This window comes from Algoriphagus limi, from assembly GCF_024919275.1.
Taxonomy (GTDB): domain Bacteria; phylum Bacteroidota; class Bacteroidia; order Cytophagales; family Cyclobacteriaceae; genus Algoriphagus; species Algoriphagus limi.
Map to the genome: position 1 here is coordinate 1767651 of NZ_JANWGH010000001.1, position 12742 is coordinate 1780392.

General features: G+C 39.9%; 15 protein-coding genes, 1 tRNA gene and 1 riboswitch. Of the genes, 11 read left to right on the top strand and 5 right to left on the bottom strand.

All coding sequences use genetic code 11. From position 1 onward, the window contains the following. Positions 1-7: 7 nt before the first annotated feature. Complete coding sequence (gene lepB, locus NY014_RS07635; protein ID WP_259413967.1) at positions 8-1084, top strand: signal peptidase I; 1077 nt, start codon at positions 8-10, stop codon at positions 1082-1084. A gap of 30 nt (positions 1085-1114) precedes the next feature. Here the strand turns inward: lepB and ung are convergent, their stop codons facing one another. Further along, a complete protein-coding gene (gene ung / locus NY014_RS07640) occupies positions 1115-1777 on the bottom strand; it encodes a uracil-DNA glycosylase (protein WP_259413968.1) in 663 nt (220 codons plus the stop codon). 64 nt (positions 1778-1841) lie between these two features. On the opposite strand from ung, the gene apaG reads away from it, so the two are divergent. Continuing rightward, the gene (gene apaG, locus NY014_RS07645) at positions 1842-2228 is read left to right on the top strand and encodes a Co2+/Mg2+ efflux facilitator ApaG/CorD (RefSeq protein WP_259413969.1); all 387 of its coding nucleotides are present in this window, start codon (positions 1842-1844) and stop codon (positions 2226-2228) included. 5 nt (positions 2229-2233) lie between these two features. Next, positions 2234-3013 (top strand): class I SAM-dependent methyltransferase, encoded by a 780-nt coding sequence (locus NY014_RS07650; protein ID WP_259413970.1) that lies wholly within the window; start codon positions 2234-2236, stop codon positions 3011-3013. Here the strand turns inward: NY014_RS07650 and NY014_RS07655 are convergent. Beyond that, a complete protein-coding gene (locus NY014_RS07655; RefSeq protein ID WP_259413971.1) occupies positions 3007-3591 on the bottom strand; it encodes a TPMT family class I SAM-dependent methyltransferase in 585 nt (194 codons plus the stop codon). The two genes, NY014_RS07650 and NY014_RS07655, sit on opposite strands and share 7 nt — an antisense overlap. Before the next feature lie 17 nt (positions 3592-3608). Here NY014_RS07655 and NY014_RS07660 point away from each other — a divergent pair, with 17 nt between their 5' ends. The 4 genes from NY014_RS07660 to rplI all read left to right on the top strand — a co-directional run bounded on the left by NY014_RS07660 (position 3609) and on the right by rplI (position 5789). After that, positions 3609-4538 (top strand): DUF8428 domain-containing protein, encoded by a 930-nt coding sequence (locus NY014_RS07660; RefSeq protein WP_259413972.1) that lies wholly within the window; start codon positions 3609-3611, stop codon positions 4536-4538. A 151-nt stretch (positions 4539-4689) separates the two neighbouring features. Further along, complete coding sequence (rpsF, locus tag NY014_RS07665) at positions 4690-5061, top strand: 30S ribosomal protein S6 (protein WP_135074150.1); 372 nt, start codon at positions 4690-4692, stop codon at positions 5059-5061. Then, positions 5058-5309, top strand: a complete 252-nt coding sequence (gene rpsR, locus NY014_RS07670) for a 30S ribosomal protein S18 (RefSeq protein WP_024281712.1) — start codon at positions 5058-5060, stop codon at positions 5307-5309. Before rpsF ends, rpsR begins: the two co-directional genes overlap by 4 nt. Before the next feature lie 36 nt (positions 5310-5345). Beyond that, positions 5346-5789 carry a 50S ribosomal protein L9 gene (rplI, locus tag NY014_RS07675; protein ID WP_259413973.1) on the top strand — a complete coding sequence of 148 codons (444 nt, stop codon included), beginning with the start codon at positions 5346-5348 and terminating at the stop codon, positions 5787-5789. A gap of 53 nt (positions 5790-5842) precedes the next feature. Here the strand turns inward: rplI and NY014_RS07680 are convergent, their stop codons facing one another. Beyond that, positions 5843-6094, bottom strand: a complete 252-nt coding sequence (locus tag NY014_RS07680) for a hypothetical protein (RefSeq protein WP_259413974.1) — start codon at positions 6092-6094, stop codon at positions 5843-5845. A 289-nt stretch (positions 6095-6383) separates the two neighbouring features. Between NY014_RS07680 and NY014_RS07685 the strand changes: the two genes are divergently transcribed. Next, positions 6384-6456: transfer RNA gene (locus NY014_RS07685), tRNA-Gln, on the top strand. A gap of 29 nt (positions 6457-6485) precedes the next feature. Here the strand turns inward: NY014_RS07685 and NY014_RS07690 are convergent. Both NY014_RS07690 and NY014_RS07695 read right to left on the bottom strand, forming a co-directional pair. Next, positions 6486-7202: an EcsC family protein gene (locus tag NY014_RS07690; RefSeq protein ID WP_259413975.1), complete on the bottom strand. Its 717-nt coding sequence runs from the start codon at positions 7200-7202 to the stop codon at positions 6486-6488. Between the two features lie 139 nt (positions 7203-7341). Beyond that, a complete protein-coding gene (locus tag NY014_RS07695; protein WP_259413976.1) occupies positions 7342-10053 on the bottom strand; it encodes a M14 family metallopeptidase in 2712 nt (903 codons plus the stop codon). A 234-nt stretch (positions 10054-10287) separates the two neighbouring features. On the opposite strand from NY014_RS07695, the gene NY014_RS07700 reads away from it, so the two are divergent. From NY014_RS07700 to pth, 3 genes are all read left to right on the top strand, one after another. Next, positions 10288-11214 (top strand): ribose-phosphate pyrophosphokinase, encoded by a 927-nt coding sequence (locus tag NY014_RS07700; protein WP_259413977.1) that lies wholly within the window; start codon positions 10288-10290, stop codon positions 11212-11214. A 24-nt stretch (positions 11215-11238) separates the two neighbouring features. After that, the gene (locus tag NY014_RS07705) at positions 11239-11820 is read left to right on the top strand and encodes a 50S ribosomal protein L25/general stress protein Ctc (protein WP_259413978.1); all 582 of its coding nucleotides are present in this window, start codon (positions 11239-11241) and stop codon (positions 11818-11820) included. 149 nt (positions 11821-11969) lie between these two features. Continuing rightward, the gene (pth, locus tag NY014_RS07710) at positions 11970-12530 is read left to right on the top strand and encodes an aminoacyl-tRNA hydrolase (RefSeq protein WP_259413979.1); all 561 of its coding nucleotides are present in this window, start codon (positions 11970-11972) and stop codon (positions 12528-12530) included. 53 nt (positions 12531-12583) lie between these two features. Then, a riboswitch (SAM riboswitch) is annotated at positions 12584-12686 on the top strand. Positions 12687-12742: the final 56 nt, after the last annotated feature.

Sequence of the window (12742 nt, forward strand, 5' to 3'; positions counted from 1 at the left end):
TAAAAAAATGAGTACAAGCCCTAAAAAGAAAAAGTCAGCCGCTAGAGAATGGCTTGACGCCTTAGTTTTTGCAGTAGTAGCAGCGAGTTTGATTCGTTGGCTTTTATTAGAACCTTTCACCATCCCAACAGCATCCATGGAGAAATCGCTTTTGGTGGGGGATTTCCTTTTTGTGAGCAAAATGCATTATGGAACCCGAATCCCTAAGACTCCACTTCAGGTTCCATTGACCCACCAAAAGATTTGGGGAACGGAGATTCCCTCCTATTCTGATGCAATCCAACTTCCATATTATCGATTGCCAGGATTTACCGACGTCAAAAGAAATGATGTGGTAGTTTTCAATTATCCGGTAGAATTTCAATTTCCAAATGACTTAAAAACCAATTATATCAAGCGGGCAGTTGGAGTTCCGGGAGACGTGATTGAAATCAAAAATGGGGATCTTTTTGTGAATGGTGAGGTAGCCATGAAGCCAGAGGAAATGCAATATTCCTATGATGTTTTGACTAACCGAATGCTAAACGCTGATTTTTTTGCTGATTATGGTATTAACCCAGCAAGCTTCATGGCATTCCCGGATGGTTCGGGATACATAGTTTATGCCACTGATTTGGTAATCGATCGGCTAAAAGAATCTCCTGTAGTCACCGAGGTCCGAAAACGAATCATGGGTCCTCGAGGTGAAAATGGAATTTTCCCAGATGGATTGACTTTGGGTTGGAATCGAGATCAATATGGACCACTCACAATTCCTGGCAAAGGTGCAACCATAGAAATGAACGAAGACAATGTCCTTCGCTATGGATCCACGATTAAAAATTATGAAGGACATGATCAAGTTGACATTCGCGACGGTCAGCTATTTATCGATGGTCAAAAAGTAGACCGCTATACCTTCAAGCAGGATTACTACTTTATGATGGGAGACAATAGACACGATTCTTTAGATTCTCGCTATTGGGGTTTTGTCCCAGAAGATCATGTAGTGGGAAAAGCTTGGTTCTTATGGCTTTCGCTGGATGAATTCGAATCCTTCTTTGGCAAGATTCGATGGAATAGAATTTTCAAAGGAATCAGTTAAAAAAAAGCCCAAATGGGCTTTTTTTAACTCTTACCATTTAATTGGATCTATCCCATTCCTTTCGAGATAAGCATTCGCCTTCGAAAAATGCTTGCAACCAAGAAAACCTCTGTGAGCAGACAAGGGACTTGGGTGAGGTGCTTTCAAAATCAAATGCTTTTTCTCATCTATCAGTTCGGCCTTTTTCCCGGCATAAGCTCCCCAAAGTAAAAAAACCACATTAGACCGCTTTTCACTGATTGTATGAATAACAGAATCAGTGAATTCCTCCCAACCGTGTTTTTGATGGGAGCCTGCCTGAGCAGCACGTACAGTTAGGGTTGCATTGAGAAGAAAAACGCCTTGTTTCGCCCATCGGGTCAAATCCCCGTTGGGAGGCATATCGATACCTAAATCTGATTTGATTTCTTTGAAAATATTCAATAAACTCGGTGGAAAAGGGACACCTGGACGAACGGAAAATGAAAGCCCATGTGCCTGACCGGGACCATGATAGGGATCTTGGCCCAAGATAACCACCTTCACTTGATCAAGCGGACATTGATCAAAGGCATTAAAAATCAGTTTTCCGGGAGGATAAACTGTTTGAGATGCATATTCTGATTTGACAAATGTGACTAAATCTTTGAAATATGGCTTTTGAAAAACTTCACTCAAAACAACTCTCCAGGATTCCTCAATTCTTACATCCATAGGTAAATTAATTGATATTCAAATAGTTCGTCGTATATTTGTTGACTTTTAAATTATTCTCTCAATGGTAACAGCTATCACGGAAGGCATTGAAGTCAGTGTGGAAGTCACTTATCAAGCCGAGTTTTCGAGCCCTCTTCAGCATCATTATGTTTTTACCTACAAGGTAACAATTCATAATAGAAGCGATATCACTGTTCAATTGTTACGGCGAAGATGGGAAATTTCCGATGCAGCTGAAACACGAAAAGTCGTAGAAGGAGATGGCGTAGTTGGACAGCAACCTACCCTAGAACCAGGTCAAAGCCATAGTTACGTTTCGGGATGTAACCTTCGATCCGGATTAGGAAAAATGAAAGGCTGGTACACCATGCAAAAAGTTTATAATGAAAAGGAATTTGAGGTGGTAGTTCCCGAATTTCAAATGATCTCCAATATTTTTCATAATTAATCCCCTTGCCTAATTTTCTATTTCCTGCATTAGGATATCTGTATTATTGGCTATTAAAAGAGGATCAGTATTCCCTTCAAGGACCTTTTCTATCAGATCTTTATCAAGATTTAAAAAACTTTCTAAAATATCACGAAGAGGATGATTTGGAAATTGAAAACTTTCGAAAGGAGCTACTTCATAATCATAAATTGATCCCTGTAGAGGACTTTGGAGCAGGCTCAAAAAAAGTCCCCCAAAGAGACCGGAAAATTTCAGATATCACCCGATTTTCAACCTCCGGAAGAAAATTCGCTCAGCTCTATCAATTTTTTGCTTCGAAAACTCCAGCTCAGCTTTTAATAGAATTAGGCACCTGCATGGGAATTACCACCCGCTACCTGAGTCAAGTGGCCCTAGGAAAATTAGCAACCTTTGAAGGCTCTTCCAGTATTCGAGAAGTTGCCAAAACGGGATTTAAAAAGGAGAATACGGAATTTATCCTAGGAAAAATCCAAGATACACTTCCACCATTCCTGGAAAAAAATCCTATTGTCGATTTTGCATTAGTAGACGCTACCCATACTTATAATGCCACGATGGATTATTTTGAAATGCTCCTCCCACATCTGCATTCCAAAAGTATCCTGGTAATTGCTGATATCTATTGGTCCCGAGAAATGTATCAGGCTTGGAAAACTATCATAGCAAAACCGGAGGTTCGATTGAGCCTTGACTTCTACGAATGTGGGGTTCTATTTTTTGATTTCCCGGGAGAAAAAACTCACCGGATCTTGGATTACTGATTTTCAAATTCAATGAAAAGTTCCGACCCACTTCTAGGAGGAATGGAATTGTAACAAGGCTCAAGCTTCTTTATCACAAAATATTGGGAGAATAATTTTTGATACTCCTCCACATTTCCTCCAAAAGGCGGCCCCTGTCTTTCAAAATCTTTGGAAAAAAGCACACCTGCTAGGGTTCCTTTCGGCTTTAAAAGTTGTTTCATTTTTTGACAATAGTCTTCCCGCTGACTGGGGTGAAGCGCACAAAAAAAGGTTTGTTCCAAAATCAAATCATAGGATCCCTGATGCTCAAAAAAGTCCTGATGGTGGATATTTTTTTTAGGAAAATCAGGATAAGCCTTGCTAAAATTTGTTAATGGAATTTCGGAAATATCGAGCAAATGAACGTCTGAAAAGCCTTTTTTGAATGCATAAGCCACTTCATGACCATTTCCTGCTCCGGGAATCAGAATCCTGATTTTCTTGTCTTCAATTTGGTCTAAATATTGTACTAGCGGGGATGAAGGATAGCCAATGTCCCAGCCCGTTGTCCCTTGACAATAGCGCTGAGTCCAATAGCTTTCATCAAAATACGTCATAAAGCCCTACTTAAATTATGAGCACTAATTTTCAAAAAGATTCTGAACCTAAAAAAGACCAGGGAAAGAATATCATCATTATTGTATTGGTTCTTTTGGTCATCATCAGTGGGATCAAACTGTACACAGATTATGTGGACCGCACCAAGAAAACTGAAGAAATCCTACTACTCTCAACTGAAAACAACCAATTGAATCAGCGACTGGATTCAGTCACTTATCAATTGAATCTCCGCATTCAAGAAATCGAAAAATTGGGTGGAGACATTGCAGCTTTGGAGCAAGTTCGCGATCAATTAATCGCAGAACGTAACTCTAATCGTCAGCGTACAGCTAATGAAATCGCGGAATTGAACAAACGAATTCAATCCTACAATTCCATGCTTCAGGAAAAAGATCAGGAGATTTTGGAGTTGCGCGCAATGAATCAGCAGCTGTATGCAGAAAATCAAGATCTCAAAACCACGCAGGCTGAAATCGAGGAAGAGGTTGCGAAGCTGAATCTTCAAAAAGAGGATTTGCAGGCTAAAGTCAATGTAGCTTCCATGCTCAAGGCCGAGAACATTACAGTAGCTGCAATTAATCGGCGAGGAAGAGAACGAGTGGAAACCACCAATGATTTCCGAAATCGGCAGATCGAGCGAATCAAAATCAGTTTCAATTTCGCAGAAAACAAAGTTGCACCTCCAGGACCAAGAAATGTGTACGTTCAAATCTTAGCTCCTAATGAGCAGCCAATCTTCGACGTAGCAAAAGGCTCAGGAACCTTCACCGTAGATGGAGTAGAACAGTTTTATACTGTAAAACAAGATGTGCTTTTCAACAATTCTGGTGAGCCACTCACCTTCTATTATGAAAAAGGCTCTGACTATACTTCTGGAGATCACACGATTCGGATTTTTGTAGATAATTATCAAATCGGATCCTCTACTTTCTCTGTAAAATAAAAAACAGCTCAATCAATACAGAAACCTCTCTAAATCAGAGAGGTTTTTTTATGTCTTGACCCTAAATACATCCCGAATTCTATTTGGAAAAAAGGATAGATTCGCCTACTTTTGCGGTCTGTTTAATTTAAATCCATAAACACATTTGAAAATGTTCCAAAGAAACTACGAGACGGTATTCATTTTAACTCCCGTTTTGTCTGATGTTCAGATGAAGGATACTGTCGACAAGTTCGTGAACTTGTTAAAAGAAGAGGGGGCAGAAATCATCAATGTGGAAAATTGGGGGCTTAAGAAGATGGCTTACACCATCCAAAAGAAGACCACCGGTTTCTATGTATTGGTTGAGTTCAAAGCGGATCCAACTGTTATCAAAAAGTTGGAGGTAGAATTCCGTAGAGATGAAAAAGTGATGAGATTCTTGACCACAGTATTGGACAAGCACGCTATCGCTTACGCGGAAAGAAGAAGAAAAGGAGAGTTCAACAAAAAAACCGAAGCTAAGGAGGAAGCTGCCCAATGACACTATTCAACGAACCAATCAACAGAGGCGAAGTAAAAAAGAAGTATTGCCGATTCAAGAAGCACGGGATCAAATACATCGATTACAAAGATCCTAACTTCCTTTTGAAATTCGTAAACGAGCAGGGAAAAATCCTTCCGAGAAGATTGACTGGAAACTCTGCAAAGTATCAGCGTAAAGTTGCTCAGGCTGTGAAGAAAGCAAGACATTTGGCTTTGCTACCATTCGTAACTGACGGTTTGAAGTAATTCGCTCTATCCTATCATCCAAAAAGCTATTCAGAAATGGAAATTATACTAAAAACAGACATTAAAGGTCTTGGCTATAAAAATGATTTGGTAGATGTGAAGCCAGGTTATGGTCGCAACTACCTTATCCCACAAGGTTACGCTGTTTTGGCTACTGCTTCTAATAAGAAGATTTTGGCTGAAAACATTAAGCAAGCAGCTCACAAAGCTGAAAAATTGAAAGCTGACGCTGAAGCAATTGCTGCTAAACTTGCTGATGTAACATTGGAAATCAAAGCTAAAATCGGTGAAACCGGTAAAATCTTTGGTAAGGTTACTACCCTTCAAATCTCTGATGCACTAGCTGCTCAAGGTTTTGATATCGATCGTAAGAAAATTTCTATCAACACTCCTGTTGAAGGAGCTGGAGAATTTTCTGCAGAAGTTGACCTTCACAGAGAAGTTAAGACTGACGTAAAATTTGTCGTTGTAGCTGAATAAGCACAACCAAAAATCAAAAAATAGAAAAGGGCTGAAAATTCAGCCCTTTTTTTTTAGTTCAATACCAAGATCTTTTCAAGATCTTCAACCAATTTCTTGGAAACAGCTCTGCTGTTTTTTTCGCGTGCAGCTTTAAACAATTCCAAGGCCTTCTCGCTCTTCTCGATCAAACCCACTGGATTCTGATCATTCTTGTAGCTAAACCAGCACCAAGACAATTCAGCAGCTAAAGAGTCTCCGACTTTCAGCTTTTCCAATTTGTTGACCGCATCGATGACGGTCTTTTCCATTTTTTCTACGCTCATAGCTAAATGTTTGTGTTTTCTTAAAATTCGAAACAAAACAAGGTAATAATTTTCAATTTATCAATATAACCTACTGATAGTTAACAGTATTGCAATTTTTCAATCGATTGCGGACAAAATTTAAAGGGATTTTTAGGTCAATTTTTTTTTCAAAAAATTATTTCAAAAACACTTAAAACCATATTCAGCGGAAATTTTTAAAATTCTTTTGGGAGGTACTTGGAAAAAAAAACTCATAATTCTACCTTTGTGACACTTTAAAGAAAACCACAAGGGATTCTTTTCAAACTGGTCTATGGTGTAACTGGCAACACGTCTGATTTTGGTTCAGAAGAGTCTAGGTTCGAGCCCTAGTAGACCAACAAAAACCTCCTAAATCGGGAGGTTTTTTTTATGTCCATAGTCTAAGCCTAAAGGCATTCATTGCATTTTTTCCAAGCTGTTCCGTGAGCTTGTAATTCGCCAAAGCACCTACAGGAGCGCCCACAATAGGGATCAACTGAGCCAATTTTGCCAAGTCCATATAATCCCGATAATCCAGCTGAAAAGTCTTCCAGTCAAATTCATCAAAAGTTTTTGGAAGCTGATCCTTATATAAATCCCAGTTTTCTATCTGTTCAATTAACTCATTCCTCCGCTTCTGAGAGGAAAAACTCAATTGAAACACATAAAGCAAGAACAACCGTTCTTGATAATTCTTGGTATCATACCCATACAAGGCTGCGATATCAAATAGCATTTTCATTTTGATAGCCAAAAATGCCGGGAAGTCAGCAAAGCCCATCAAAATACCTCCTGCACCAGTAATAGCACCTTCTGCCGAAGCTGAATTTCTATACCATTTTATTCGACTCCTAACCTTCATTTCCCGCTCTTTCATGGTGAGCTTAGCTGAAGCTTTTGGAACAATCCAAGACGAACCTGTAATAACAGCTTTTACCATATTCTCTATAGCAGCTGTTACAATCTTATGCACTTTTTCAGGAATAATCTGATTGATTTTCTTTTGAACCCCATGAGCAAGCCTACTCCCAATTGAAGGAGGTTTTTTCATTTGATATAGCCAAGAGGTGAGTTCAGCTTGAATATAGTGTTGGTAGGTATCCATAATTGGCAAAGTCAAATCGCCTACTATTAAGACGGAACATTCAAATAACAGTTTTCGGAAAGAAAAGAATCACCTGAAATAAAAAAATCCGCACCTTCAAAAGGTGCGGATTTGGAAGAAATTAATTCAGAGTAAGTTATTACTTATACAAGCCATTGAATAACATTTTAAAGGTACCATGAGATTGAGATCGGAATGTGATTTCCGGACCAAAAGCGAATAGTTTTCCTTTTCCTACAGGTGCTTCAAAGGCAGTTACTCCATTTTTCAAATAGGCCTGACCCCACGCCCAACCACTTCGAAGTGGCTCTTCTTCACCAAACCAAGCCAAGGCTTGAACTCCTTCATTGGCAGCTTCTGGGCTCAAATGGAATACAGGAGATCGATTAAACATGATGTAAGACTTCTCTCCCATTCCATAATTGATTGGTTTGGAATTGTCCACGTGCATCTCAAGTACTGAACCAGGGATGTAATATTTTTCACTGCTCAAAGGACGTTCCTGACCATCAGGACCTAATTCTACCAAAGCATCTTTTACAGGTAAACCTAAATGGAAGGCAAGTTCAGTCGCAGATCCTACAGTGATCACATTTCCACCATTTTCCAAAAACTCTTCAATGGCAGGAACAGATTTCTCAGCAGTAAAATTACCCAGCATATGATGATACTTTTCATCAATTTCAGAAGGATCCGGCTGAGCTCTACCTCCCCCACGGCTTCCCACGGAAGGAATACCCGGGCCTATGAATAAAAGCACATCATACTTTTCATTTAAATTACCCGCATCGATTTCTTGAGGGAAGACCAGGCTGTATTCGTAGTGGAATTGCTCCATCATCCAGCGAACCCATCCCGAAGGCATGGAACCTCCATAGTAATCGAACAATCCGATCCGAGCAGGTTTTACTTCTGTTACATTTCTTGGTCGAGATGCAGGTTGGCCATAAACCCCATATTCTTGAGCTGCTTTTTGTAAAATTGATTTACCAGCGGAACCTACATAGAAAGATCCAGGAGAAACACCATTTACAGCTTCTGTTGTGCGGTATACTTTCACTTTGGCCTTCAATAGGTCATTGACAGCCATGAAGGAATTATTACCTCGAACATCGATCAGATAGCCAGATCCATTTGCCAATGCTTTAGCAGGAGGAGTTTGAATTTCTCCGTAAGGAACAGCTTCAAATGGTCCATCAAAATCTTCCATAATCCGATCAATTTCAGATCCCATTTGATAAGCCAAAGTCCATCCTGCTGCATCATAAGGTCGAATTGGAGGTCCTCCTGGATACAAGAAGTCATTCGGGTGATCCTGTGGCTCAAACATATCGATCACATGAGGTCGAAAAGCTTGAGCAGTTTTTACAATGTATGATCCAGCGGGATAGGTTTTTCCATTCACTGTAAAATCCTCACTTGCCTTATGCACCAAAATACCCGACTTAATCAAAGCGTTCAAAAACTTGATCGCTGTAGGAAAATCAGGCTGATCAGCAGATAAAATATATCCATAAGGATCTTTTCTGGCTTGGTCTGTATAAACCTTATCATAAAACTCCTTTGGAAGCCCCGCTCTCCATCCGCTTGGACGCTGAGCTTTTCCTTCTTTACGAGCTTGTTCGAAGGCATCTTCTACCGCTTGGGCATACTTAGGATACATAGTCCAAGTATCTTTTTGACCCTTCTCGATGGATCTTCTACCCATGATATAAATATTTCGAAGCAATTCGTCTCCATGACGCACAGCATGATTGAGAATGGCATAATTCAAAGAAACAGAATACTCAATGGATGTTTTGAAATGCCAATCTCGAGGAGTTACAGGATAAGGAGTTCCGTTATTTGGAATCAAACGATCAGGAACCAACGGAACTTCTGAAGGAGTAGGATTCCCGATGATCTCTGTCAAAATCCCAATCTGATTATGATAATAAGGAGTAGTTCTAAGTCCACCGTTCCACCAAGTTGAGAATACAGAACCATCCAATCGGGTATAACCTGGCTTATCTTCCTGATGCAAGCGGTTAATCATTGCAGCACCCACTGCATCCAAGCTTGTGATAATCAATGGATCAAATACGTGATTGAAAGGATCTCGATAAGGAGGTCCCGCCAAAACAGATCCTGCTGGACCTGACTGATGATGATTATAAATGATTTGAGGGATCCATTCCACATATTGTTGCAGAGACATATTGGTAGCCTCTGACATGTTGTTCATGTAAAAATCCCGGTTATTATCATGACCCACATATTTCTGATACAGGATAGGAATATTCTGATCACGTTTTGTTGGATCTTCTTTACGCATGTACCAATCGGACATGATCTCCATACCATCTGGATTGGCATGAACCAATAAAATGATTACTTCATCCAAGATTTTCAGGGTTTCTTCATCATTTCGGGAAGCCAACTCATACAAGGTTTGAATCAATTGATGTGGTCCGACCACTTCATTTGCATGCAAACCTCCGTCAATCCAGATTACTGGCTTACCTTCTGCAATCAAAGCCTCAGCTTCTTCCCGAGACATTTCGGCACGGGCAAGTTTTTGAGAAATTTCCTTATATCGCTCAAGGTTGGCGAAATTTTTTGGAGCAGTCACGATCAGCATTGGCTGTTCGCGGCCATATTCTGTCTTCCCGATGCTCGTCATCATAACACGATCAGAAGCTTCGGCCACTTTTTTGAAATAAGCTTCTGTCTGAGTGAAATTAGCCAGCATGTAATCATCTCCTATGTCAAATCCAAAATGGGATTTGGGTGTAGGAACTTGCTGAGCCTGAATTTGAAATCCTGCAAGCAACAGGAAAATCCAGAGTAGGGATCGTAAATCTTTTCTCATAAGTTTTCGGTAATAGTCGATGTATAAAAATAAGGCAAAAAATAGAGGCACTCATGATATTGTGGCTCTTTCATAGATATTTTACAGGATCGGAAAATTTCAGAAATGAACTTCTCTTTAAGATCAAAAAAGAACATTTTTTCGATTACTATCCCAACATCTTCCCTTGCCATCAAAAATTCTTACTTTTGTCTTGATTTCCAGAAAAAAATTCCGCCATAACCAAAAAATTCTATGTCCGAGGTAAAAATATTTTCAGGATCCAACAGTACTGAGCTCGCAAAAAAAATCTCCAAAAACTTTGGTAAAAATTTAGGGCAGGTCACATTATCCAGATTTAGTGATGGAGAAATGTCCACCAGCTTTGACGAATCAATAAGAGGGTGTAATGTATTCATCATTCAGAGTACCAACCCTCCTACTGACAACATCCTGGAGCTTTGCTTGATGATTGACGCAGCCAAGCGGGCCAGTGCATATAAAGTGTGTGCCGTAATCCCCTATTTCGGATATGCGAGACAGGACCGAAAGGACAGGCCTCGGGTTTCAATCGCTGCTAAGTTGATTGCCAATATGCTAACATCCGCTGGTGCTGACCGAATTATGACCTGTGATTTGCATGCGGGTCAGATTCAGGGATTTTTTGATATCCCATTGGATCATTTAAATGGATCTGCTATCTTTGTGCCCTATTTGCAAATGCTAGACCTGCCGGATTTGATTTTCGCATCTCCGGATGTCGGTGGAGTAGCTCGAGCAAGGGCTTACGCCAAGCATTTTGAAGTAGATATGGTAGTCTGTGATAAGCACAGAAAAAGAGCCAATGAGATTGCCTCTATGCAGGTAATCGGGGACGTAGAAGGTAGAGATGTGGTGCTTGTGGATGACTTGGTAGATACCGCTGGTACGCTATGCAAGGCAGCACAAATTATCATGGACAAAGGAGCAAAATCCGTCAGAGCAATTGCTACTCATGGGGTTTTATCTGGAAAAGCCTACGAAAACATTGAAAATTCAGTTTTGAAGGAGTTGGTTATTACGGACACCATTCCATTGAAGCAAAAATCTTCCAAAATCCGAGTATTAAGTGTAGCGGATTTGTTTTCGAAAGCCATCCATGCTGTCACTGGAAATACCTCCATCAGTTCTTTATTTATTTAGAACCAATTTTAAAAACACATACATATGAAAACACTTGAGATTATAGGGTTTAAAAGAGCAAATCTCGACAGTGCTAGTTTGAAGGAAATCCGTGAATCAGGAAGCGTACCTTGTGTAGTGTACGGCCCTGGTATTCCAGAGCAAATTCACTTCCACAGTCCTGCAATCTTGTTCAGAGACTTGATCTACACTCCTGATGTTCACTTAGTAGAGCTTAACATCGAAGGAACTATTGTAAAGGCAGTTTTGAAAGATGCTCAATTCCATCCAGTAAGTGAGGTTTTGATGCATGCTGACTTTATGGCTTATACTGAAGATCGACCAATCAAATTCGAAATTCCAGTAAAAGTAGTCGGAAACTCTCCAGGTATCGCCAAGGGTGGTAAGTTGGAAATGAAGACTAGATCTTTGAAAGTAAAAGGTCTTGCTAAAAACTTTCCTGACTTCATCGAGGTAGACATTTCTAAATTGGATCTTGGTAAGTCTTTCAAAGTTGGTGAATTGAACGTAGAAGATTTCGAAATTTTGACAAGTCCGAACGTATCAATTGTAACCATCGGTATCCCAAGAGCTTTGAGAGGAAAGAAAGCAACAGAAGAAGCTTAATTTTCTTGAACTCATTTAAAATCCTGCCTCCAAAGGGCAGGATTTTTTTATTTTGAAAAATCAATTTTGAGCATTTCGAGGTAATAAAACATTGAAATGACATTAGAGATTGTAAAAGCCAAAAGGCTTTATAAACAGAAGAAAATCAAATGAAATACTTAATTGTAGGACTTGGAAATATTGGACCGGCTTATGAGCTCACAAGGCATAATATAGGCTTTCTGACCTTAGATAGGCTAGCAGATAAGTTCGATGCAGCATGGAAAAGTGATCGTTTGGCTTTTAAAAGTGAAATCAAATATAAAGGTCGCAGCATCCATCTGATCAAACCAACCACCTACATGAATCTCAGTGGAAAGGCGGTAAACTATTGGATGAAGGAACTGAAAATCCCAAAGGAAAACCTACTGGTGGTAGTTGATGAGGTGGCATTACCCTTTTCTAAGTTGAGAATGCGGGCAAAGGGAAGTTCCGCTGGACATAATGGCCTGAAAAATATCGAAGACCTAACCGGTGGTCAAAATTACCCAAGATTAAGAATGGGAATCGGAAATGATTTTCCCAAGGGAAAACAGGTCGAGTATGTGCTGGGGAGGTTTAGTGATCAAGAGTTTGAAGAACTGCCAATCATGATGGACAAAGCCATCGACATGATTTTAGGCTTTTGTTCGATTGGTATCTCTCAAACCATGACACAATTCAACGATTGATCAAGATTTGGATTTGATTAAGTAACCCTGTACTTTGCAGCACTTCAGGTAAAGATTTATAAAGAAGAGGTGAGAGACTAGGCTCGAAGACCCTCTGGCAACCATTCGATGAAATGAAAAGGTGCCAAATCCTACCCTCTCAGGGAACTATAAATTGTAAAATAGCTAGACTATTACTTTTTGGTTCTTTTGCACTCGGGTTGGATTTTTAT